Genomic DNA, 21,602 nt, shown 5'->3' on the forward strand with positions numbered 1-21,602 from the left:
AGGACACGACCATGGCGCTTCAGCCCTACGCGAGCACGGGTCAGCGGATCTGGTACTACACCTTCCGGGTGCTGTGCGGGTTGATCCTGTTCTTCCTGATCTTCCCGATCATCATCATCATCCCGCTCAGCTTCAACGCGCTGCCCTACTTCACCTTCACGCCGGGGATGCTGGCGCTGGAGGCGGACGCCTACTCGCTCGAGCATTACCGCGACTTCTTCTACAATGACGCCTGGCAGCAGGCGCTGTGGAACTCGTTGTCGATCGCGCCGGCGGCGACGCTTCTGTCGGTGTCGCTGGGCACGCTGGCGGCGATCGGGCTCAGCTCGGGCAAGATGCCGTTCCGGGGCGTGGTGATGGCGATCCTGATCTCGCCGATGATCGTGCCGCTGATCATCTCGGCGGCGGGGATGTATTTCTTCTACTCCCGCATCGGGCTGCAGGGCACCTGGTTCGGCGTGGTCCTGGCCCACGCAGCCCTGGGCGTGCCCTTCGTGATCATCACCGTCACCGCCACGCTGGTGGGCTTCGACCGCTCGCTGACGCGGGCCGCGGCGAACATGGGGGCGGGGCCGGTGCGCACCTTCTTCAAGGTGCAGATGCCGCTGATCCTGCCGGGCGTGATCTCGGGCGGGCTCTTCGCCTTCATCACCTCCTTCGACGAGGTGGTGGTGATCCTGTTCCTCGGCTCGGCCGGCGAGCAGACCTTGCCCTGGCGCATGTTCACGGGCTTGCGCGAGCAGATCAGCCCCAGCATTCTGGCGGTGGCCACCCTGCTGGTCAGCGTCTCGGTGATCCTGCTGGTGACGCTGGAGATCCTGCGCCGTCGCTCCGAGAGGCTGCGCGGCATGAGCCCAGGCTGACGATGCCCCGAACGACCCCGGTTCGCCGGAGACATTTCCACACCGTCGCGCGGCGGGGAGCATGCCTCCTCGCCGCGCTCATGTTCGCAGGCCCGCTGGGCGCCGCTCCGGAAGGGGAGGGGGTGCTCGCCGCCGCCTGTCCGGGGCCGGGCGCGCTGGACCTGATCCTGCTGCCCGAGGAGATGGCGAAGCTCGACGACGGGGCGGCGGCCCTGACCGTGACCGGCGCCTACACCGCCACCGACAAGCGCGACGAGACCAAGCCCAAGCCCGTGGGCCTGTTCCTGCACCGCGGCCGGGCGGTCAGCCTGGAATACGGGCGCATGGACGGCCTGCTGGTGATCGAGGCCGACGGCGCCGCGCGCATCGTCGCCGCCCCGGCCGCGCAGGTCGCGGGCGGGGCCCACGACCTGACCGACCCCGAGGGGCGGCGCGCCTTCATCGCGGCGGCGAAATCCTCCGGCGCCTCGGCCCTGCAGTCCCACCTGCTGATCCGCGACGGAGAGCTGGACCTGCGCCCGGTGGACGACGCCCCGCTCGCCATCCGCCGGATCCTGTTCCAGGACCGCGACGGGGCGCTGGCGATCTGGCAGAGCGGCGCCCGCGCCCTGACCCTGCACGCCGCGGCCGAGGAGCTCGCGCGCCTGCACGCGCCGGCGATGGCGATGAACCTCGACATGGGCAGCTACGATTTCTGCGAGCGCACGGGGCCCGAGACCGCCTCCGGCGGCGCCTCCTATTCCTGCGGGTTCCTGGACCGGCAGGGGGTGGAGCGGCTGTCGAACCTGATCCGCCTGCATCCGGGCGCGAACTGCGGCTGACGCGGCGGGGCTCGCCCCCCGTCGCTCGATCCCCCTCGCTCGACCCCCGTCGCTTGATCCCCGTCAAGGAAACGTCGCCGGGCGCCGCCTAGATGTTGCGCCGCACCGTCCCCAGGAGCCCCCCATGCACGAGAACCGCACCTACGACGAGATCCGTGTCGGAGACCGGGCCGAGATGCCCCGCCTGTGCGCGGCCGACGACCTGTTCGCCTTCGCGCATTGCTCGGGCAACCACAACCCGATGCATCTCGCCGACCGCGACGGCGACGGCGACGGGGTGAACGAGGCGCAGGCGCCGCAGATGTGGGTCGCCTCGCTGATCTCGGGCCTGCTGGGGTGGAAGCTGCCCGGGCCCGGCGTGGCGATGGAGTCGCTCTGCGTGCGCTGGATGGACGTGGCCCAGGCCGGCGACCAGCTCGTCGCCCGCGCCGAGGTCCTCGCCAAGGAGCCCGGCGGCCGCATCCGCCTGCGGGTGGAGGTCGACCGCGCCGACGACGGCACGGCGCTGATGGGGGGCGAGGCGGTGGTCCGCGCGCCCCAGGTCAAGATGACCTTCGTCGAGGACGAGATCCCCGGCCTCGTGGTCCAGCGCCATCTGCATTTCGACCGCCTGATCGACGAGGCCCGCGCCCTCGGCCCGCTGACCCTGGCGGTGGCGGCGCCGGAGAACGCCGTCTCGCTCGCCGGGGCGCTGGAGGCGGCGGCGGCCGGGTTGGCGACGCCGATCCTGGTGGGCGACCCCGCCAGGATCGCCGCCGCCGCCGCGGAGCTGGGCGCCTCGCTCGACGGGGTCGAGATCGTGGAGGCCTGCGGGCATCACGCCGCCGCCGAGACCGCCTGCCTGCTGGTGCGCGAGGGGCGGGCGGCCGCCCTGATGAAGGGCGCGCTGCACACCGACGACCTGCTGCGCGCGGTGCTGGACCGCGACCGGGGCCTGCGGGCTGGGCGGCGGCTGACCCATGTCTTCGTGATGGACGTGCCGGGCCTGCCGCATCCGCTGCTGATCTCCGACGCCGCCATCAACATCGCGCCCGACCTCGAGACCAAGGCCGACATCGTGCGCAACGCCATCGACGTGGCCCGCGCCGTCGGCATCGAGCTGCCCAAGGTCGGCGTGCTCTCGGCGGTCGAGGTGGTGAACCCGGCGATCCCCTCCTCGATCGACGCCGCGCTGCTCTCGAAGATGGCCGAGCGGGGCCAGATCACCGGCGGACTGGTGGACGGGCCGCTGGCGATGGACAACGCCGTGGACCTGGGGGCCGCGCGGACCAAGGGGATCAAGTCCCTGGTGGCCGGGCAGGCCGAGGTGCTGATCGCCCCCAACCTCGACGCCGGCAACATGATCGCCAAGGAGCTGAGCTACATCGCTCATGCCGAGGCCGCGGGCGTGGTGATGGGGGCGCGGGCGCCGATCGTGCTGACCTCGCGCGCCGACGGGCCCAAGGCGCGGCTCGCCTCCTGCGCGGTGGCCTCCCTCGCCCGCGTCTTCGCGGCGGGGGCGCGCTGAGGGGGGCGTAAACCTCTCGCCAACCCTTCTCGCGCATCCTCGGGGCCGCAGACCGTCCGGCCCAGGAGGAGATCCGCCATGCCGAAGCCCCGGCCATCGCCGCGCCTTCCCCCGCGGGGGGACGCCTGGGGGGCTCGGCTCGGGGCGGTCGTGCTGGTCCTCGCGCTCCTGCCCTGCGGGGGCGCGGCCTGGGCGTCCGTCGATCCGGCGCGGGTTCCCGACCGCAGGCCGGGCGCGGCCCCGCCCGGGCCGGCGCCCGCCTCCCCCAGGCCGCTGCCCGCCTCAGGCGAGGGGGAGCCGGGCGCCCCCGCCGCGCCGCCGCTCCGGCCGACGCAGGGGCGCGGTCCCCCGCCCCGGGACGGGCCGGCGACGGGCGCCTCCTCTCCGCCTTCTTCCTGAACGTGGCTTCACCGTCACAATCCGCTCGCAGAATGCGGCGGCCGCCACGTGGCGGTTTCGCGTTCCGTCGGCTGTGGGCAGATTCCTCACGCGATCGCGAGAATCGCGCGCGGGGTCGGAAGAAGAGGGGCGGGTTCTGGTGACGATGACCGATGCCGGCGGCGAGCCGAAGCATTCCGGCCGGGCGCTCGCCGCCCTGCGCGGGCTTCTCGCCGCGGGACTGGAACGCCCTGACGGACGCCTGCCTTCGGAACCCACGCTGGAAAAACGCCTCGGCTTCAGCCGCCAGGCGCTGCGCCGCGCGCTGGAGGTGCTGGAGGCCGAGGGCCTGGTCTGGCGCAACCGCGCCGACGCCCTCTTCGTGAACCTGCCCGAGCGGCGCGACGCGCCCCTCTCCCCGGTCGGCGGCATCCTCGAGGCGCGCCTGCGGCTCGAGCCGGAGCTCGCCGCCCTCGCCGCCCTGCGCGCCCGACCCGAGGACCTGCGCCTGATGCGCCTCTGCGCCCGGCGGGAGAAGGCCGCGGGCGACCTCGACGCGCGCGAGCTGTGGGACGGCGCCCTGCACCGGCTGATCGCGGTCGCCGCCGCCAACCCCGGCCTGCTCGCCGCCTTCGAGGCGCTGGCCGCGGCGCGCGCCGGCGACGCCTGGCGCGGCGCGCTGGAGGCCGCCGACTGGCGCCAGGTCTCGGGCCTGCACGGCGTGGGCGACCACGAGACCCTGATCGACGCCATCGCCGGCGGCGACCCCGAGGCCGCCGCCGCCGCGATGCGCGCCCACCTGCTGACCGTGGCCGAGCGGGCCGCGGCCCTCGTCGAAGGCCGGGCGCGCTGAGCGCCCGCCGGCTTCCCTCCGCCCCGGGGAGCCTGTAATCGGGTCCCGATCCCCCTTCCGCCCGCCCGCGCAGGAGTCCGCCCGATGAGCTTCGCCTTCCCCGACCCCGAGACGGCCGCCGCCCTGGCCGCGCGCATGCTGCTGGAGATCGAGGCGGTCAACTTCCGCGCCGACGAGCCCTACATCTTCACCTCCGGCCTCGCTGCCCCGGTCTACGTCGACTGCCGCAAGCCGATCTCCTTCCCGCGGGTGCGCTCTGCTCTGATGGACATGGCCGCGGGCCGGGCCCTGTCGGCGGGCGGCTTCGAGAAGTTCGACGCGGTGGCCGGCGGCGAGACCGCCGGCATCCCCTGGGCCGCGATGATCGCCGAACGCCTGGGTCTGCCGATGCTCTACGTGCGCAAGAAGCCGAAAGGTTTCGGCCGCGGCGCCCAGATCGAGGGCCATTTCGAGGAGGGCGCCAACGTCCTGCTGGTCGAGGACCTGACCACCGACGGCGGCTCCAAGTTCACCTTCGCCGACGCCCTGCGCACCGCGGGCGCGCAGTGCACCGACACGCTGGTGATCTTCTACTACGACATCTTCCCCGACGCGCGCGCGAACCTCGCCGCCCACGGTCTCGCGCTGCACCAGCTGACCACCTGGCGCGACGTGCTCGCGGTGGCCCGCACCGGCGACCACCTGGGCCGGACCTTCGACGCCAAGACCCTCGACGCCGTCGAGGCATTCCTCAACGACCCCTACGGCTGGTCCGCCGCCCACGGCGGCAAGGCCGGCCCCGACTGAGCCCTTGCAGGGCGCCCTCGCCGACGACGCGCCGGCCGGGGCGCGCCGCCCGGCCCACGCCCCCTGTTGACGCCGCCCCCGCGCGGGGCTAGTCCGGGGGCCGGCTCGCGGGCATGGTGAAACGGTATCACACGAGCCTTCCAAGCTCTTGTTGCGGGTTCGATTCCCGCTGCCCGCTCCAGCTTCCCTTCCATCCGGCGGCGCGTCCGCCCCGTCGCGACGCCCGTGCTGGCGCGCCGGCTCGCGGGCCCGGCGCGGCCGGGGTCAGGCGAAGGCGGCGTCGGGCCAGCGGTCGAGAAGGGCTGAGGCGGCCTCGAAAAGGGCGGCGGCGCGCAGGAGCGAGGCGTCCTCGCGGAACCGGCCGACGATCTGCAGGCCCAGCGGCAGGCCCTCGGGGGTGAAGCCGCAGGGCAGGCTGATCGCGGGGTGGCCGGTCAGGTTGAACGGCATGCACCAGGGGAACCAGTTGGGGCGCATGTCGGGGTAGGCGACGCCGTCGATCTCCAGCGGGTCGAACAGGTCCTGGCCGATGCCCGGCGCCGCGCGCGAGATCGTGGGGGTGACGAGGAAGTCTGCCCGCTCGAACAGCCCCTGCACCCGGCGGAACAGGGCGGCGCGGTCGAACATCGCCTGCTGGTAGTCGACGCCCGAGACGTCCTGCGCCAGCGCCAGCTGCCGCAGCAGGGAGGGGGTCATGCGGTCCCCGTCGCGCTCGGCCATCGGGCCGAAGCGGGCGCGCCAGGTGGTGTGGTTGATCGCCCGCCAGATCGGCTCGACGTCGAGGCCCTCGCCGTCGAAGGGCTCCAGCTCCGCGCCGAGGTCCGCGAGCCGTGTCAACGATGCGTCGAAGGCCGCCTGCATCGCCGCCGAGATCGGTTTGCCCGGAGGGGCGGGGCAGAACAGGATGCGCTTGCCCGCAAGGTCCCCCTCGGGCCGGGCCGCGGCGGGGTAGTCGGGGACCGGCGCGCCGACCGACCACGGGTCGCTGGGGTGCGCCCCGCCCATCGCCTGCATCATCAGCGCGGTCGAGGCGACGTCGCGGGTCATCGGCGTCACGTAGGTGTAGTTGCCGAAGGCGTCCGGAACCTGGCTGTGCGGGATGGCGCCGAGGCTCTGCTTCAGCCCCACCACCCCGTTGCAGGCCGCCGGGATCCGGGTCGAGCCGCCGCCGTCGGTCGCGACCGAGATCGGCCCGATCCCCAGCGCCGTCGCCACGGCCGAGCCGCCCGACGAGCCGCCCGAGGAATGCTCCAGGCTCCAGGCGTTGGGCGTCCTGCCGAAGAGGGGGGCGTCCGTCAGGCACTTGGCGCCGTATTCGGGCGTGGTGGTCTTGCCGAAGATCACCGCGCCCGCCGCGCGCAGCCGGGCCGCCGCGACGGCGTCCTGCGTCGGCACGTTCCCGGCCTGCAGGAGCGATCCGAAGGTGGTCCGCATGCCGGCCGTGTTCACGATGTCCTTCACCCCGCAGGGCAGGCCGTGCAGCAGGCCGGGGGTCTCTCCGGCGGACAGCGCCGCATCCGCGGCGCGGGCGCCCTCCATCGCGGCCTCGGGGGCGAGGGTGATGAAGCAGTTGTGGGAGGGCTGCAGCCGCTCGGCCGCGCCCAGCACCGCCTGCATCAGCTCCACCGCCGAGATCTCGCGCGCGATCAGCATCTCGCGCAGCGCGACGGCGGAATGGCGGCGGAGGGCGTCGAGGGACATGGGGCGGGCTCCGGGGGCAGGGGGCTTCGGCGGGGAGGGCTTTGTCCGCACAAGGCCATGGCGCGCGGTTCCTGTCGAGCGTGCGGGCCGGGGCGCGACCTTCGCGCCGGCCTGCGCTATCCTGGCGAGGCGCCGGAAAGGGAGGCCCGCCGATGTCCTGGAACCCCGCCCTCGACCCGCATTGCCCCACCGGCGACGCCGTCGACCGGATCGAGACGGTGATCGTCCCCCGCGCCCGCGATCTGGGCGGCTTCGAGGTGCGCCGGGCGCTGCCCGCGCCGAAGCGGCAGATGGTCGGGCCCTTCATCTTCTTCGACCAGGTGGGACCGGCCGAGTTCCTCACCGGCCAGGGCATCGACGTGCGCCCGCACCCGCATATCGGGCTCGCGACGGTGACCTACCTGTTCTCCGGCTCGATGCACCACCGCGACAGCCTCGGCACCTCGGCCGAGATCACCGAGGGCGCGGTGAACTGGATGATCGCCGGCCGCGGGGTGACGCATTCCGAGCGCACCGGGACGCAGGTCCGCAAGGGGCCGTCGGACCTCTTCGGCATCCAGACCTGGGTGGCGCTGCCCGACGGGAAGGAGGACATCGACCCCGGCTTCGAGCACGTCGCCAGGGCCGACCTGCCGGAGCTGGAGGCGGAGGGCAAGCGCCTGCGCCTGATCCTCGGCTCGGGCTGGGGGGAGCGGGCGCCGGTCTCGACCTTCTCCGAGACCGTCTACGCGGACGCCCAGCTCGAGCCCGGCGCGGTCCTGCCCTTCGACGCCGAGCATGAGGACCGCGGGATCTACGTGGTCTCGGGCGAGGTGGAGATCGCGGGCCAGCGGTTCGAGGCGGGGCGGATGATGATCTTCCGCCCGGGCGATCCGATCGCGATCCGGGCCGTCTCGTCCTCGCGCCTGATCCTGCTGGGCGGGGCCACGCTGGGCGGCCCGCGCTACATCTGGTGGAACTTCGTGGCGAGTTCTAAGGAGCGGATCGAGGAGGCGAAGGAGGCCTGGCGCGCCGGCGACTGGGAGCACGGGCGCTTCCAGCTGCCCCCCGACGAGACGGAGGCCATGGAGGCCCCGGGCCGCTGAGCTCAGTTGCGCCAGAAGGCCGAGACGAACATCACGTAGACGGCCATCAGCTCCAGCCGCCCCAGCAGCATCCCCAGCGCCAGCACCCACTTGGCGGCGTCGGACAGCGGCGCGAAGTTGCCCGCCGGCCCGATGATAGGCCCCAGCCCGGGGCCGACGTTGGCGAGCGCGGTGGCCGCCCCGGAAACGGAGGTGACGATGTCGTGCCCCAGCATCCCCATCGCCACCGACAGCACCGCCAGCGTCATGAAGAACAGGAACAGGAACCCCATGACCGAGGAGATCACCTCCTCGTCCACCGGCCGCCCGGCCCAGCGGGTCTGGAACACGCCGTGGGGGGAGTGGATGCGCCGGACCTGGCTGGCGACGGCCGCCAGCAGGATCTGGTAGCGGAAGATCTTCACCGAGCAGCAGGTGGAGCCCGCGCAGCCCCCGACGAGGCCCATCAGGAAGAAGGCGGCGGCGGCGAAGGGGCCCCACTCGTTGTAGTTCTCGGACGCGTAGCCGGTGCCGGTGAGGATCGAGACGGTGTTGAACAGCGTCTCGCGCAGGTGCTGCTCGAACCCCCAGGCGTGGGGGACCGGGTCGGTCGCCATGCGGTAGAGCAGGATCGCGCCCGCGAAGCCGAAGATCACCGCCATGAAGCCGCGCACCTGCGGATCGCGCCAGATCGGCCTCGCCTCGCCCGAGGCGAGCTGCACCAGCCGCACGAAGGGCAGGGAGGCGAGCATCATGAACAGGGCCGAGACATACTCCACTTCGCCCGGGAAATGCCCCAGCGAGGCGTCGTAATTGGCGAACCCCCCGGTGGAGATCGTGGTCATCGAATGCACCACGGCGTCGAAGACGCTCATCCCGCAGGCGGCGTAGGCGAGGATGCAGAGCAGCGTCAGCCCGGCGTAGACCCAGGAGATCGACATCGCGATCTCGCCCGCCCGGGGCAGGATCTTGCCGAAGGTGTCGAAGGCCTCGGAGCGGAAGATCTGCATGCCGCCGACGCGCAGCGCGGGCAGGAAGGCCATGGCCATCACCACGATGCCCACGCCCCCGAACCACTGCAGCATCCCCCGCCACAGCAGCACGCCCGGCGGCATGTGGTCGAGGCCGACGAAGACGGTGGAGCCGGTGGTGGTGAAGCCCGACATCGCCTCGAAGAAGGCGTCGGTCAGGCTCGCCTCGGGCACGCCGAGCACGAAGGGCAGGGCGCCGAAGACGGGCAGCAGCAGCCAGCACAGCGTGGTGAGCAGGAAGGTCTCCTGCACCGAGAGCGAGCCCCGGTCCGCCCCGCCCGCCGCCGCCAGCAGCGATCCGGCGAGCACCGAGAAGAACCCCGCCAGGCCGAAGGCGCGCCAGTTCGGATCGCCGTCGATCAGGTCTGCCAGCATCGGCGCCGCCATGGTCGCGCCGAGGGCGGCGACCAGCAGACCGATCAGGTGGAGGGCGGCGCGCAGATCCGGCATCGAGCCTGCATCGCCCGGCCCCCCCCGCCTGTCAACGCGCAGGATCGCCCGCCCCGCGAAAGCGCCCCGCCCGTGACCGGCAAGGGCGCCGGGACGGCCGCGCGCGCCCCTGCCGCTCCCCCGACGTCGCCGATCCCGCGCCCCGCGCCCGACGCGTCCGCCCCGGGCCTGACCCGGGGCCCCGCCCCGTCCGGGCCTCGGGAGACGCGCCGCCCTGTCGTGCCGCCCCTGCCTGGAGGCAGGCGGCTCGGCGAACCCGGACCGCGAGGTCCGGCGTCCGCCCCGCGCCGGCGGCGTCAGGCAGGGCGGGAGAGGCCCCGCGTCGAGCCCGGGGCGCGCCCGTGCGGCGGGGGGCCCGAGAGCCCGTAGGGCGCATTTCAATGCGCCGCGCCCCGCCGCATCCCACCCCATCGCACCCCGCCACGCCGCGCCGGGTCGCGCCCCGCCGCTGCGGCGCCCGGCCATGGCCTCCGCGCGCCACGGCGGCGGCCGGGGTCCGGCCGGGGCGCCCCGAAACGCGGACCGCCCCGGGCGGGGGCCCGGGGCGGCTCGGACGTCGGGTCTGCGGCTGTCCTCAGGCCCGGCGCAGGGCCTGGTCGAGGTCGGCGGCGAGGTCCTCGGGGTCCTCGAGGCCGCACGACAGGCGGATCAGCCCGCGCGAGATGCCCAGGCCCAGCCGCTGCTCCTCGCTCAGACGCTGGTGGGTGGTGGTCGAGGGGTGGGTGATGATGCTCTTGGAATCGCCCAGGTTGTTGGAGATCTTGATGATCTCCAGCGCGTCCTGCACGGCGAAGGCCGCCTCCTGCCCGCCCTCGATCTCGAAGGCGATCATGGTGCCGCCCGAGCTCATCTGCCGCTTGGCGAGCTCATGCTGGGGGTGGTCGGCGCGGCCGGGGTAGAGGACGCGCTTCACCCGCGGGTGGGCGGCGAGCATGTCGGCCAGGTGCGCCGCGGTCGCCGCCTGGGCCCGGCAGCGCAGGTCCAGCGTCTCGAGCCCCTTGAGCATCACCCAGGCGTTGAACGGGCTCATCGCGCCGCCGGTGTGGCGCATGTAGCCCTCGAACGGGCCGCGGATGAACTCCTCCGTGCCCAGCACGACGCCGCCCAGGCACCGGCCCTGGCCGTCGATGTGCTTGGTGGCGGAGTAGAGCACCACGTCCGCCCCCAGCTCCAGCGGGCGCTGGAACATCGGCGTCGCGAAGACGTTGTCGATCACCAGCCGCGCGCCGACGGAGTGCACGATCTGCGCCACCTCGGCCACGTCGATCAGCTCCAGCGTCGGGTTCGACGGGCTCTCGAGGAAGGCGACCCTGGTATTGGGGCGCAGGCCGGCGCGCCAGGCGTCGGGGTCCGTGCCCTCGACCAGCGTCACCTCGACGCCGAAGCGGGGCAGCAGCGTCTCGAGGATGTAGAGGCAGGAGCCGAACAGCGCCTTGGCCGCGATCACGTGGTCGCCGGCCTTGAGCTGGCAGAACAGCGCGGCGTTGACCGCCGCCATGCCGCTCGCGGTGGCGAAGGCGTCCTCGGCCCCTTCGAGCGCCATCATCCGCTCTTCGAACATGCGCACGGTGGGGTTGCCGTAGCGCGCGTAGATGAAGCCCGGATCCTCGCCCAGGAAGCGCGCCTCGGCGGCGGCGGCGGTGTCGTAGACGAAGCCCTGGGTCAGGAACAGCGCCTCGGACATCTCGCCATGCTGGCTGCGCCAGGTCCCGGCGTGAACGAGGTTGGTGCGGGGCGAAAGCGCCCGCTGGGTCTTGTCGAGTTCTGTCATGCGTCATCCGGGCGAACGCCCGGCCCCTTGCCGACTGCCCCGGTGATCGGAAATCGGGACGCGGTCCGTGCGGCGTCGCCCGACCTCTTTAGCGGTTTCTTTAACGTGGCCCGCAATCCGGTCTGCCAAATCGCCACGCCCCTGCCCTAGGCGCTCCGCGCGGAGGCGTCAAGGGAGACGCGCGGACCCGCAGCTTCCGGCCGTGGAACCGGGGAGCGCGCGCTGCGTCGCGCTTCGGTCACGAAACGGAAACCGGGGTGTTGCACACTGGGTGTATCCGGCCGGCAACGCGGCGACAGTCCGCACCCGGCCGAGCAGGAACCCGACATGACGCTGATGCACGTCACGACGAGGGCCCAAGCGCTCCTGGTGCGTGATGCGCGTGGCCGACCGGCCCCGCTCGGGCCGGCCGTCGCGGCGATCCCCCGCGGCGTCCCGGTGACGATCCTGTTGCACGGCTACAAGTATCGTCCGTTCGAGCGGGGGCGGGATCCGCACGCCTGGCTCTACGGCCTGCCGGGGGAGGGGCCCAGCGGCGCCGACTGGCCGGCGGAGCTGGGGTTCTCGCGGCTCGATCCCGCGGACGGGCTCTGCATCGGCTTCGGCTGGGACGCCTGGGCGGCCCATGGGCCGAGCTTCGCGCGGCGCCGGCGCAACGGCTTCGCCGAGGTCTACGACCGCGCCGCCGGCGCGGCCGAGAGCCTGGCCGCGCTCGTCGTCCACCTCCAAGCCCTGCGCCCGGACCTGGAGATCGACCTCTTCGCCCATTCGCTGGGCGCGCGGGTGGCGCTGCAGGCGCTGGCCGATCCGCGGGTCGCGCCGGCGGTGGGCCGGGCGCTGCTGCTGGGCCCGGCCGAGGACGCGGCGCTGGCCCGCGCCGCCATGGCCGACGGCGGAGAGGAGGGGCCCCAGGTCTTCCACGTCGCCGCCCGCCACAACGATCCCTACGACGCGCTGTTCGAGGCCGCGGCCCCGCGCCTCGCCGGCCGCCGCCGCCAGGCGCTAGGCCGGGCGGGGCTGGGGCAGGCGCGGGAGGACTGGATCGACCTGCAGCTCGACCTGCCGGCCTTCGCCGCCTGGGCGCGGGGGCGGGGCGTGCCGCTCGACGACGCCTCGCCCCGCGTCTGCCACTGGAGCTTCTACGACCGCCCCGGCGCCATGGACCTCTACCGCGCGATCCTGCGCGAGCGCAGCGCCTGGTCGATCCCGGCCCTGCGCGCGGCCGGCGCGCCCGAGGGGCTGGCGCCGCGCTGGTCGCGCCTGGCCCCGCCGCGGGCGCTGGCGCCGGAGGCCCGCCCCGGCTGGGGCGGCGCCTGGCCGGCGCTGCGCCGGGCCGCCCGCCGCGCGGAGCGGGAGCTGCCCGGCCCCGACCTCGCCGCCGGCGCCTGAGCGGCCCGCCCCGGGCGTCCCCGCCGACGGGCCCCGGGAGGGGCGTTCAGCCCCGCAGGAAGAAGCTCGAGGTCGCCCGCACGCTCATCCGGCCCTCGGAATCCTTGAGGTGGCCCTCCAGGAACGCCACCGAGCGGCCCATGCGGGTGACGCGGGCGGTGGTCGTGACCGGGCCCGGCTGCACGCCGCGCAGGAACTGCACCGAGAGGTCGATGGTCGCGCCGGCGCGTCCGGTGAGCGCCATCACCAGCGGGCCCATGGTGTCGTCGATCATCGCGGTCAGGAACCCGCCCTGCACCACGCCCATCGGGTTCACGAAGTCCTCGCGCGCCTCGAAGCCCAGGGTCAGGGTCATCGCCTCGCGGTCGAAGGACAGGAACCGGTGGCCGAGCGTGGCGGCCGCGGGCGGCAGGGCGCGCCCCTCGAACGGGTTGGGGTCGGACATGGTCTCTCCTCGGAAGGTCCTGGACATCGTGGGGAGGCGGGGGGCGGGGGCCTCGGCGCGCCGCACGGGCGCGCGCGCTCACCGCCGCAGCGCCCGGAAGGCTTCCGAGGCGCCCCAGCCCGCCGCCAGCGCCACCGCCAGCGCCAGCAGCCCGTAGGCCAGCGGCGCCTCGCGCGAGAGGGCGTAGAGCCACCGCTCCAGCCCCACCTTGCGCACGCCGACGATGGATTCGTGCAGGTCCAGCACCTTGCCCTCGTTCAGCAGGAAGACCCGGGCGATGTAATCGCCCTCGACGATGTTGGCGGGCAGGGCGACATGGGTGGCGAAGAGCGTGTCCTCGATCACGTCGACCTCGATCGGCGCCTCGACGTAGAGGCCGCGCACCCGCATCAGGCGGATCACCGCCTCGCGGAAGCTTTCGGGGTCCTCGACGTCCGAGGCGGCGCCGATGGCGCGCACCTGCAGGTCCAGCCCGACCCGGTGGCGCAGGTTCTCGGTGGCCGACAGGATCTCGTCCAGCGGGCCGGTGGCGGCGACGGCGTAGAAGGCGGGCGCCTGGTCGATGACGGTCGACTCCCGGTTCGCCCAGATCCCGAAGCCGCGGTCCTTGCGGCGCACCGTCACCGGGCCCGAGGGGCCGGAGATGGTGACGATCACGTCCGGCCGCTCGGCCCGCGCCGGGCGCGAGCGCTTCACCGCGCCGAACACGAAGATCTCCGAGCCCGAGTAGGTCGTGGTGATCGAGACCTGGTTGTGCGACAGCGCCGCGACCACCTTCTCGTCGTCGCCGCCCTCGCGCGGGGCGTCGCGGCCCTCGGGCAGGATCACCACCTGGCCGCCGCCGGCGGGCGCCTGGGGGCCGCGCTGGCCGGGCGCGGCGACGCCGGGGCCGTCGCCGTCGGGAGGCTCGCCCGTCTCGGTGCGCGGCGCGCTGCGCACCGCGGGCTCGGGCGCGCCGGGGGAGGCGGCCTCCTGCGCCAGCTCGGCGGGCGCGGGGCCCGCGGTCCGGGGCGCCTGCGCGCCGGAGGGCAGGGCGGCCAGCGCCGCGACGAGCGCGGGCAGAAGAAGCGCGCGCCCGATCACGGCGCGCTCGCGGGCGCGAGGCTGTAGAGCTCGGAGGGTTCGATGGCGAGGTCGAGGGCGATCTTCAGGCACACCGCCAGCACGATCAGCGCCAGCAGGATGCGCAGCTGCTCGGCGCGCAGCTTCATGCCGAGCTGGGCGCCGATCTGCGCCCCCACCACGCCGCCCACCAGCAGCAGCAGCGCCAGCATCATGTCGACGGTGAAGGTCTGGGTGGCGTGCAGCAGCGTGGTCACGCCGGTGACGAACATGATCTGGAACAGCGAGGTGCCCACCACCACCGAGGTCGGCATCCCCAGCAGGTAGATCATCGCCGGCACCATGATGAAGCCGCCGCCCACCCCCATGATCGCCGAGAGGAACCCCACCAGCGCCCCGATCGCCGCCGGCGGGATCACCGAGATGTAGAGATGCGAGACCGGGAAGCGCATCTTCAGCGGCAGCTTGTGGGCGAGCGTGCGCTTGCGCTTGGGGATCCGGGGGGCGGCGCCGGTGCGCGCGCGGATCAGGGCGCGCAGGCTCTCGACGAACATCAGCGCGCCGACCACGCCCAGGAACAGCACGTAGGTCAGCGAGACCATCAGCTCGACCTGGCCCAGCCGGCCCAGCAGCTCGAACACCCACACGCCGAGGAAGGATCCCGCGATCCCCCCCGCGAGCAGGATCAGCCCCATGCGGGTGTCGAGCGTGCCGCGCCGCCAGTGGGCCAGCGCGCCGGAGAAGGAGGAGGCGCAGATCTGGTTCGCCCCGGTCGCCACCGCCACCGCCGGCGGGATGCCGATCAGCATCAGGAGCGGCGTCATCAGGAAGCCGCCGCCGACCCCGAACAGGCCCGACAGAACGCCGATCAGCCCGCCGAGCCCCAGGATCAGGAGCGCGTCGACGGAGACTTCGGCGATGGGCAGGTAGATGAGCATCGGGGCTCCGGGCCGGGATCTGGATTAAGCCCCGGTCGGGCCGTCCAATGCAAGCCGCGGCGGCGCTTTTCGCGCCGCGGCGCCGCTTGTCGCGACAGCGTGTCGTCCTGGCGCCGCCCGGCGGCCGCGGGCGGCGGCCTCAGCGGTCCGAGCGCGCCGGCACCGCATCGAAGATCCGCAGCATCTTGTCGTCCTGCCGGGCGGGATCGTGCTGCGAGCAGGAGGGGCAGAGCGCGTAGCCCGACACGAAGAACTTCTTCTCCGGCCGCGCGTAGACGTCGTGCCAGACGTCGCCGAGCTTGACCGCGTTGCAGATCGAGCAGCGCGGCGCGCCGGAGACCTCGGCGGCGGCCGCGTCCACCAGCTCCTTGGCGTCGCCGGCGGCGCGGCTGCGGATCAGCTCGTGGATCACGCGCAGCTCGCCCGGCTTCTCGCCCGGCTCGATGCGCATCTGGAACAGGCGCGCCATCCACGGCGCGTCGCAGCGGTAGAGGAAGGAATGCGCGGTCTCCGCCTCGCGGCAGAGCTGGAAGAGGGAGGAGAGATAGAGCTGGGTCTCCAGCCCGGAGACGTATTCCTCCAGGCTGCGGCCGACCACGTTCTCGACCGAGGCGGAGGGCGAGTCGTTCTCGTCCGCGAAAGCGTCCCAGTCGCCGCCCGCCGCGACGATGCGGTTCATCGGATCGAGGATGTACCAGGTGCTCATCAGAAAAATCGGGCCTTCTGTGGGGAAGACCCCCAGTTAACGACGCGGTGCGGCCGAAAAAAGGAAATACGTCGAATTAAGGCTGATTCAGGCGGAATTTGATCCACACTGAAACGATCTCCCGCGCGGCGGAAGCAATGAGGCGGGATCGGCCGTCGTCTCGCCCTTCGCACCGGCCGACAGCGCGGCGTCGAGGACGGCCGCGAAGCGCTCGGCCAGCGCCGGCGTCGCCTGGGCGAATCCCACCAGCAGGCCGCAGGGCCCCGGCTCGTCCCCCCCGTATTCCGAGAGCGCGCCGACCGAGAAGCCGGCGGCGGCCAGCGCCGCGACGCAGCGCAGCTCGGACGCGCGGTCGGGCAGCTCGACCGCCGACTGCAGCCCGCCGTCGGGCCGGCGCAGGCCGACGCGGCGGCCCAGGCGCCGGGTCAGCGCGTCGGCGAGCAGCGCCTCCCGCTCCCGGTAGCTGCGCGCGATCCGGCGCAGGTGGGCGCGCCAGGCGCCGCTCTGCATCAGCTCGGCCAGCGTCGCCTGCGCGTGCAGGTTGGCGCCGAGCCCAAGGTTGCGGTGGGCGCGGCGCATCGGCTCCACCCAGCGCTCGGGCACGGCGAGCCAGGCGAGGCGCAGGCCGATGGCCAGCGTCTTCTCGGCCGAGCCCATGTGCGCGACCACCTCCGGCCCCGTCGCCTGCAGCGCGCCGATGCGCCGGCCGCGCCAGTGGAACTCTCCGTCGCAGTCGTCCTCGACCACCAGCGCGTCGGCCCGCCGGGCCCAGTCGACCAGCGCCTGGCGGCGGGGGAGCGGCATGCGCGCGGTGGTCGGATACTGGTTCGAGGGGGTGACGAAGGCGATCCGCGCGGCCGGATCGGCGGCGCGGGAGACGTCGGCGCCGTGGCGGTCGACCGGCAGGTCCGAGACCCGCAGCCCCGCCGCGGCGAAGGCCAGGCGCGCGCCCCCGTAGCCGGGGGATTCCACCAGCGCCCCCTCGCCCGGCCGGGCCGCGGTCATCGCCGTCAGCAGCAGCGCCGCCTGGGTCCCGTTGACGACCAGCAGCCGTTCGGGCGGCACGACCACGCCGCGGTCGGCGCGCAGCCGCTCGGCGAGCGCCGCGCGCAGGCGGTCGAGCCCGTGGGAGTCCTCGCCCCCCGTCAGCCGCCGCCCGTGCGTCCCGCGGGCCTGCGCGCGCAGCGTCCGCGCCCAGAGATCGCGGGGCAGCAGCGCCTCGTCCGGCAGGCCGGGGTGGAACCAGCCGGGGGAGGCGCGGCGCACGGGGCTGTGCACGTCCGCCGCCGCCGCGGGGCCGAGCGTGGCCGGCGCCGGCGGCCCCGGCGCCGGGACCGCGGCCGGCCTCGCGCGCCCCCGGCGCGGCCGGGGCGCGACGGCGCCGCAGAGGACCACCGGCGCCGCGCCGGGCCGGATCTCGATCACGCCCTCGGCGCGCAGCAGGTCGTAGGCGGCCGCGACCGTGTTGCGCCCCACCCCCAGCGCCGCCGCCGCGCCGCGGGTCGAGGGCAGCCGAGCCCCCGCCGGCAGCCGCCCCTCGCGCGCCGCCCCGCGCAGGGCGTCGTAGATCTGCGCCGTCAGCGGCCGGGCCGCGGCGGGGTCGAGGGGGACGAGCGAGGCGAGGCCATCTGGTTCCATGAAATCGGATCATACTGGCTCTTCGCAGGAACCAGAAGCGGGATCAGAACGGCGCTCCGGAGACCCCGCCCGCTCCCGGGCGGACGACAGGAGACGAAGATGATCGTCAGAGAGACGTGTGCGAGCCCGGTCCTCGCGGGGGCCCTGCTGGCGGCGGGCCTGGCGCTGGGGGCCGCGGCGCCGGCGCAGGCGATCCCGGTGGCCTGGACGGACTGGACCGCGCTCGAAGGCCCGTTCGGCGACGCGACCAGCCGCCGGGCGGTCGGCACGGCGCAGGACGCGCAGGGCGACTCGACCGGGATCGCGCTGACCCATTCCTCCGGCTACCTGCCGCTGCTGCAGACCGGCGCCGCGGGCGAGCCGGACCTGTGGGGCTCGGTCGGCTCGGGCGGGGCGCGGGATCTGGTCGCCTCGCCCTATACCAGCGTCGGGCCGAAGGGCGTCGACGACATCCCCGCCGGGACCGACATCGTCGGCATCAACGCGACGGGCGCCTACACCTTCGTCTTCGACGCGCCGGTGCGCGACATCTACCTGAGCTTCGCGATCCTGGCCGCGTCGCTGGAGTTCGGAACGGAGTACCAGCTGCTGTCGGGCGCGCGGATGAACCTCGACGGGCAGGGCGTGGACAACTGCAGCCGGGTCGCGAGCTGCCAGCCCTTCCGGCTCGAGTCCCCCACGAAGCTGAGCGGGAACAACTTCTCCGCCGGCGTGGTGCTGCTGGAGGGGGTGTTCGAATCCCTGACCCTGACGCTGACCGGCCCCTATTCGACGTCCTATTTCACCCTGGGCTTCGGCGGGATCGGGGACGAGCCCCCGGGCTCGCCCGTGCCGGTCCCGGCCACGCTGGCGCTGCTGCCCTCGGCCCTGTCGCTGCTGGGCTTCGGCGCGATCCGCCGGCGCGCCCGGCGCCCGCGCGCCTGAGGCGCGCCGACCGGGGCGGGCGCGCCCAACCCCGCCGATCCGGAACCGTCCGTGGGGAGGCGGCTTCCGGCTGTCCGACGCGGCCCCGGCCGGGGGCTGCTCCCCGGCCTCCGGCGCCGGGGCCGCGTCGGGCTCTCCTAGCGGCCGGTGACGGCCGCCGCGAGAGAGGAGGGCTGCTGGGGACCCTCCTCCTCGATCGCCCGGCGGGCGGCGGCGCCGACGGCGTGCTGCTGGTCGGGCGTCAGGGGGCGGTCCTGGGGCAGGTCGGGGATGCGCACCGTCACCTCGCGGGCGGCGAAGCGGATGCCCTCCTTCTCGAAGATCTCCCGGATGCGCTGGTAGACGAGCTTGCGCGTGGTCCACTGGTCGCCGGGCCGGGTCATGTACTTGACCCGGATGATCATCGCCGAGTCCTCCATCATGTAGACGCCCTGGCTCTTCAGGGGCTGCACGAACTTGTGGCCCTCGGTCGGGTGCTCCAGCAGTTCCTGGCCCAGCTTCTTGATCAGCTTGCGCACCCGCTCGACGTCGGTGTCGTAGGTCAGGCGCAGCGGCAGCTTCATCATCACCCAGTCGCGCGAGAAGTTGGTCAGGTGCTTGATCTCGCCGAAGGGGATCGTGTTCAGCGCGCCGAGGTGGTGGCGCAGCTGGAAGGAGCGCAGCGAGATCTTCTCGACCGTGCCCTTCACCTCGCCGACGTCGATGTACTCGCCCTTGCGGAAGGCGTCGTCGAGCAGGAAGAACATGCCCGAGAGGATGTCGCGCACCAGGGTCTGCGCGCCGAAGCCGATGGCGATGCCCACGATGCCGGCGCCCGCGAACAGGGGGGCGACGTTGACGCCCAGCTCGGTCGCCACGATCACCGCCACCGCGCCCCCGATCACGATCAGGATGCCGGCCCGGAACAGCGGCAGCAGCGTGCCCAGGCGCGAGGTCGCCGAGGCGCCGCCGCCCTCGTCCCCCGGCTCGGCCATCACGTCGTCGACGCCTTCCTCGGCGATCTTCTGGTCGAGCCAGATGCGCACCGCGTGGAAGGCGATGTAGCCGATGAACAGCGTGTCGATGACGTCCTGGAAGTCGTCGAAGACGGAGCCGTCCGCGAAGATCTCCTGCCCGCCCCAGATCAGCACCAGCACGTAGACGGCGGCGCCCAGCGAGAACAGGCTGACGATGCGCCGGGCCAGGTCCTCGAAGGTGCGCATGGTGGTCGAGGGGCGGTAGACGGGATGCGCCGCGGCCGCGGCCGCCGCCCGCTCGCGCTCCCGCTCGCGGTCGCGGGCATGGGGGCGGACCTCGGGCGGCAGGGTCATCGGGCCGCCGCCCTCCTCGTCGCCGTCGTCGCCGTCGTCCGCGTCGTCGCCCGAGACGCCCGCCCGGGGGCCGAGCGTCGAGTCCGGCTCGGGGGTCGCCTCGGGCGCCGGCTCGGTGGGGCCGCGCAGGGGCGTGGGCCCGGCGGCCGGCCGGACGGGCGCGGCGGCAGGGGCAGGGGCAGGGGCAGGGGCGGGCGACCCGGAGGCGTCCGGCGCCTCGGCCTCGGGCGCCTCCGCGGTCGGGGCGGCGGGGGCCGGGGCCACGGCCGCCGGCGTCGGGCGCGCGGGGGACGCGGCCGGGGCGTCGACCGGGGCCGGGTCGGGGGTCGGGTCGACCTTCACCGTCGGCGGCGCGGCGCCGATCGCCTCGGGCGTGGGCTCGGGGGCCGGCCCGCCGGCTGCGGCGGCGCGCAGCGCGCGCGATCGCTCGAACACCCGCTCGACCGCGTAGAGGCCCGCGGCCTGCACCGTCAGCGCCACCAGCAGGGTGATGAAGGCGCCGGCCAGCAGCGACCACTGCGCCTCCAGCCCCATGACGATGCGCACGCTCTCCTCCATCCAGGCGACGAGGAAGTAGAGCGTGGTCAGCGGCGCCCAGATGGTCGCGCCGATGGCGGCGATCCAGGTGACCTCGCCGATCGGGCGGCCCCGGCGGATCGCCTCGGAGACGGCGGCGCGGTTGGTCCAGATCAGGCCGAGGATCAGGCTCAGCGTCAGCAGGTTCACCACGATGTGGTTCAGGCGCACCAGCTCGACGTCCACGCCCAGTTCGTTGAGCCAGGCGATGTAGAAGCGCGAGACCACCGTCACCGCGGTCAGCGCCGACAGCCACAGGTAGAGCCGCCGCGCCCCCAGGTCCCCGATCCGGGGGATCCGGTACTCGGGCAGGTAGGGGTTCACGATCATCCGCCAGACGGTGTCGATCAGCATGAACGAGCCGTAGGCGGCCATGATGATGCCGGCGGTGACCTGGGTGGGCAGGTGGTCGGCGACGAGCCCGAGGCCGAGCCCTGCCGCGACCGCCAGGTTGATGGTCATGCCCGCGACGGTCAGCAGCATGCGCAGCGCGATCACCGGCAGCTTGCCGGTCAGGCCGACGGGTCGGAAGTGGCGCTGGGCGCGGATCATCGCCGGCCGCGCGAGATAGACGGCGTAGAGCTGGGTGACCGCGCGCCCGATCATCAAGAGGATCACCGAGACCAGCGCCACGCCCGCGAAATAGCCCGCCCGACCGTCCGGCGCGTTCACCGCCAGCCGGTTCTCGACCCGCCCGAGGCCCGAGCGCGCCTCGCGCAGCATCCGCTCCAGCCGCTGGCGGAACAGGGAGACGTTCTCCGAGGTCCGGCGCAGCATCGAGAGGCTGCCGGAGTCGTCGTCGGACTGGCCTGTCGCCACCAGCCGGCCGTAGGCCGCGAGGTCCGGGGGCCGGGCGTGCACCGGGGCGCCGGGCGCCTGCGCGGCGTCGCCCCCGCTCCCGCCGCCGCCGGCGGCGGCGCCGGCTTCGGCGGCGGCGTCCTGGCCGCTGCGCTGCGGGGCGGAGGACTGCGGCGCGAACAGGCTGCGCACGTCGAGCCCCTGCGCCTGCGCCGCCGGGGTCGGGGCGAAGGGCGCGGGCCCGCCCGCCCAGGCCAGCGTCGCCGCCAGCGCCAGCACCAGCGCGCGCAGCCAGGACCCGAGGCCGGGGCGGCGCGCCGGCGCGGCCGGGCGCGCGGCGGACGCGCCGCGGAAGCGGGCGCGCGTCGCCTCGACCGGGCCCGGCGCGCGCTCGGCGCGCGCCGCGGCGGTCTGGCGGAGAATGCGGGCGTCGCGCATGACGCTCTCCTGCTGGCGTGTCGGGCGTGTCGGAGGGACCGTCCGGGTCGCGATGATCATACCCCGCGGGCGGGGGGCCTGCGCAAGGTCGCCCTGGGCGTGCAGGCTGCACGCGCCGGGGCGGGCGCTCCGTCGGCGGAAAAACGGGGATCG

Annotated in this window: 17 protein-coding genes, 1 tRNA gene and 1 riboswitch; of the genes, 9 read left to right on the plus strand and 9 right to left on the minus strand. The window is 74.2% G+C overall.

From position 1 onward, the window contains the following. The first annotated feature begins 11 nt into the window (after positions 1-11). The 6 genes from BM064_RS08085 (at position 12) to BM064_RS08110 (ending at position 5,389) form a co-directional block, all read left to right on the plus strand. The gene (locus BM064_RS08085) at positions 12-863 is read left to right on the plus strand and encodes an ABC transporter permease (protein WP_092859228.1); all 852 of its coding nucleotides are present in this window, start codon (positions 12-14) and stop codon (positions 861-863) included. Between the two features lie 122 nt (positions 864-985). Then, entirely contained in the window at positions 986-1,684 is a 699-nt protein-coding gene (locus tag BM064_RS08090; RefSeq protein ID WP_143103281.1) for a hypothetical protein, read from the plus strand. Positions 1,685-1,808: 124 nt separating this feature from the next. Beyond that, a complete protein-coding gene (locus BM064_RS08095; protein WP_092859230.1) occupies positions 1,809-3,191 on the plus strand; it encodes a bifunctional enoyl-CoA hydratase/phosphate acetyltransferase in 1,383 nt (460 codons plus the stop codon). Between the two features lie 544 nt (positions 3,192-3,735). After that, positions 3,736-4,422, plus strand: coding sequence for a FadR/GntR family transcriptional regulator (locus BM064_RS08100; RefSeq protein WP_092859231.1), 687 nt, complete (start codon positions 3,736-3,738; stop codon positions 4,420-4,422). Between the two features lie 84 nt (positions 4,423-4,506). Next, positions 4,507-5,208 carry an orotate phosphoribosyltransferase gene (locus tag BM064_RS08105; RefSeq protein WP_092859232.1) on the plus strand — a complete coding sequence of 234 codons (702 nt, stop codon included), beginning with the start codon at positions 4,507-4,509 and terminating at the stop codon, positions 5,206-5,208. 107 nt (positions 5,209-5,315) lie between these two features. Then, positions 5,316-5,389, plus strand: a tRNA-Gly gene (locus BM064_RS08110). A gap of 83 nt (positions 5,390-5,472) precedes the next feature. On the opposite strand, the gene BM064_RS08115 is transcribed toward BM064_RS08110, so the two are convergent. Then, complete coding sequence (locus BM064_RS08115) at positions 5,473-6,909, minus strand: amidase (protein WP_092859233.1); 1,437 nt, start codon at positions 6,907-6,909, stop codon at positions 5,473-5,475. A 152-nt stretch (positions 6,910-7,061) separates the two neighbouring features. Between BM064_RS08115 and BM064_RS08120 the strand changes: the two genes are divergently transcribed. Next, positions 7,062-7,994 (plus strand): pirin family protein, encoded by a 933-nt coding sequence (locus BM064_RS08120; RefSeq protein ID WP_092859234.1) that lies wholly within the window; start codon positions 7,062-7,064, stop codon positions 7,992-7,994. A 2-nt stretch (positions 7,995-7,996) separates the two neighbouring features. On the opposite strand, the gene BM064_RS08125 is transcribed toward BM064_RS08120, so the two are convergent. Both BM064_RS08125 and metZ read right to left on the minus strand, forming a co-directional pair. Then, positions 7,997-9,454 (minus strand): TrkH family potassium uptake protein, encoded by a 1,458-nt coding sequence (locus BM064_RS08125; RefSeq protein WP_092859235.1) that lies wholly within the window; start codon positions 9,452-9,454, stop codon positions 7,997-7,999. 574 nt (positions 9,455-10,028) lie between these two features. Next, a complete protein-coding gene (gene metZ / locus BM064_RS08130) occupies positions 10,029-11,225 on the minus strand; it encodes an O-succinylhomoserine sulfhydrylase (RefSeq protein ID WP_092859236.1) in 1,197 nt (398 codons plus the stop codon). Positions 11,226-11,292: 67 nt separating this feature from the next. Next, positions 11,293-11,372: riboswitch (SAM riboswitch) on the minus strand. Between the two features lie 180 nt (positions 11,373-11,552). Between metZ and BM064_RS08135 the strand changes: the two genes are divergently transcribed. Beyond that, entirely contained in the window at positions 11,553-12,614 is a 1,062-nt protein-coding gene (locus tag BM064_RS08135; RefSeq protein WP_092859237.1) for an alpha/beta hydrolase family protein, read from the plus strand. Positions 12,615-12,660: 46 nt separating this feature from the next. On the opposite strand, the gene BM064_RS08140 is transcribed toward BM064_RS08135, so the two are convergent. From BM064_RS08140 to BM064_RS08160, 5 genes are all read right to left on the minus strand, one after another. After that, positions 12,661-13,059 carry a PaaI family thioesterase gene (locus tag BM064_RS08140; protein WP_177236182.1) on the minus strand — a complete coding sequence of 133 codons (399 nt, stop codon included), beginning with the start codon at positions 13,057-13,059 and terminating at the stop codon, positions 12,661-12,663. Positions 13,060-13,137: 78 nt separating this feature from the next. Beyond that, positions 13,138-14,142, minus strand: a complete 1,005-nt coding sequence (locus BM064_RS08145; protein WP_342741359.1) for a TIGR02186 family protein — start codon at positions 14,140-14,142, stop codon at positions 13,138-13,140. Then, on the minus strand, positions 14,139-15,059 hold the full coding sequence (locus BM064_RS08150; protein WP_092859239.1) for a sulfite exporter TauE/SafE family protein: 921 nt from the start codon (positions 15,057-15,059) through the stop codon (positions 14,139-14,141). Before BM064_RS08150 ends, BM064_RS08145 begins: the two co-directional genes overlap by 4 nt. 139 nt (positions 15,060-15,198) lie before the next feature. Continuing rightward, positions 15,199-15,765 (minus strand): hypothetical protein, encoded by a 567-nt coding sequence (locus tag BM064_RS08155; protein ID WP_092859240.1) that lies wholly within the window; start codon positions 15,763-15,765, stop codon positions 15,199-15,201. An 87-nt stretch (positions 15,766-15,852) separates the two neighbouring features. Further along, the gene (locus tag BM064_RS08160; RefSeq protein WP_092859241.1) at positions 15,853-17,403 is read right to left on the minus strand and encodes an aminotransferase-like domain-containing protein; all 1,551 of its coding nucleotides are present in this window, start codon (positions 17,401-17,403) and stop codon (positions 15,853-15,855) included. Between the two features lie 99 nt (positions 17,404-17,502). Here BM064_RS08160 and BM064_RS08165 point away from each other — a divergent pair, with 99 nt between their 5' ends. Further along, complete coding sequence (locus BM064_RS08165; protein WP_092859242.1) at positions 17,503-18,327, plus strand: hypothetical protein; 825 nt, start codon at positions 17,503-17,505, stop codon at positions 18,325-18,327. A gap of 137 nt (positions 18,328-18,464) precedes the next feature. Here BM064_RS08165 and BM064_RS27750 read toward each other — a convergent pair whose 3' ends face one another. Further along, positions 18,465-21,449, minus strand: a complete 2,985-nt coding sequence (locus tag BM064_RS27750) for a mechanosensitive ion channel family protein (RefSeq protein ID WP_245779091.1) — start codon at positions 21,447-21,449, stop codon at positions 18,465-18,467. Positions 21,450-21,602: the final 153 nt, after the last annotated feature.

Origin of the sequence: Albimonas pacifica (genome assembly GCF_900113695.1) — a bacterium.
Taxonomy (GTDB): Bacteria; Pseudomonadota; Alphaproteobacteria; order Rhodobacterales; family Rhodobacteraceae; genus Albimonas; species Albimonas pacifica.

Excerpts from the sequence above, each read along its gene's own strand:
- BM064_RS08085 (WP_092859228.1), top strand. The coding sequence starts at position 12 with ATGGCGCTTCAGCCCTACGCGAGCACGGGTCAGCGGATCTGGTACTAC.
- BM064_RS08095 (WP_092859230.1), top strand. The coding sequence starts at position 1,809 with ATGCACGAGAACCGCACCTACGACGAGATCCGTGTCGGAGACCGGGCC.
- BM064_RS08100 (WP_092859231.1), top strand. The coding sequence starts at position 3,736 with ATGACCGATGCCGGCGGCGAGCCGAAGCATTCCGGCCGGGCGCTCGCC.
- BM064_RS08105 (WP_092859232.1), top strand. The coding sequence starts at position 4,507 with ATGAGCTTCGCCTTCCCCGACCCCGAGACGGCCGCCGCCCTGGCCGCG.
- BM064_RS08115 (WP_092859233.1), bottom strand. The coding sequence starts at position 6,909 with ATGTCCCTCGACGCCCTCCGCCGCCATTCCGCCGTCGCGCTGCGCGAG.
- BM064_RS08120 (WP_092859234.1), top strand. The coding sequence starts at position 7,062 with ATGTCCTGGAACCCCGCCCTCGACCCGCATTGCCCCACCGGCGACGCC.
- BM064_RS08125 (WP_092859235.1), bottom strand. The coding sequence starts at position 9,454 with ATGCCGGATCTGCGCGCCGCCCTCCACCTGATCGGTCTGCTGGTCGCC.
- metZ (WP_092859236.1), bottom strand. The coding sequence starts at position 11,225 with ATGACAGAACTCGACAAGACCCAGCGGGCGCTTTCGCCCCGCACCAAC.
- BM064_RS08135 (WP_092859237.1), top strand. The coding sequence starts at position 11,553 with ATGACGCTGATGCACGTCACGACGAGGGCCCAAGCGCTCCTGGTGCGT.
- BM064_RS08140 (WP_177236182.1), bottom strand. The coding sequence starts at position 13,059 with ATGTCCGACCCCAACCCGTTCGAGGGGCGCGCCCTGCCGCCCGCGGCC.
- BM064_RS08150 (WP_092859239.1), bottom strand. The coding sequence starts at position 15,059 with ATGCTCATCTACCTGCCCATCGCCGAAGTCTCCGTCGACGCGCTCCTG.
- BM064_RS08155 (WP_092859240.1), bottom strand. The coding sequence starts at position 15,765 with ATGAGCACCTGGTACATCCTCGATCCGATGAACCGCATCGTCGCGGCG.
- BM064_RS08160 (WP_092859241.1), bottom strand. The coding sequence starts at position 17,403 with ATGGAACCAGATGGCCTCGCCTCGCTCGTCCCCCTCGACCCCGCCGCG.
- BM064_RS08165 (WP_092859242.1), top strand. The coding sequence starts at position 17,503 with ATGATCGTCAGAGAGACGTGTGCGAGCCCGGTCCTCGCGGGGGCCCTG.
- BM064_RS27750 (WP_245779091.1), bottom strand. The coding sequence starts at position 21,449 with ATGCGCGACGCCCGCATTCTCCGCCAGACCGCCGCGGCGCGCGCCGAG.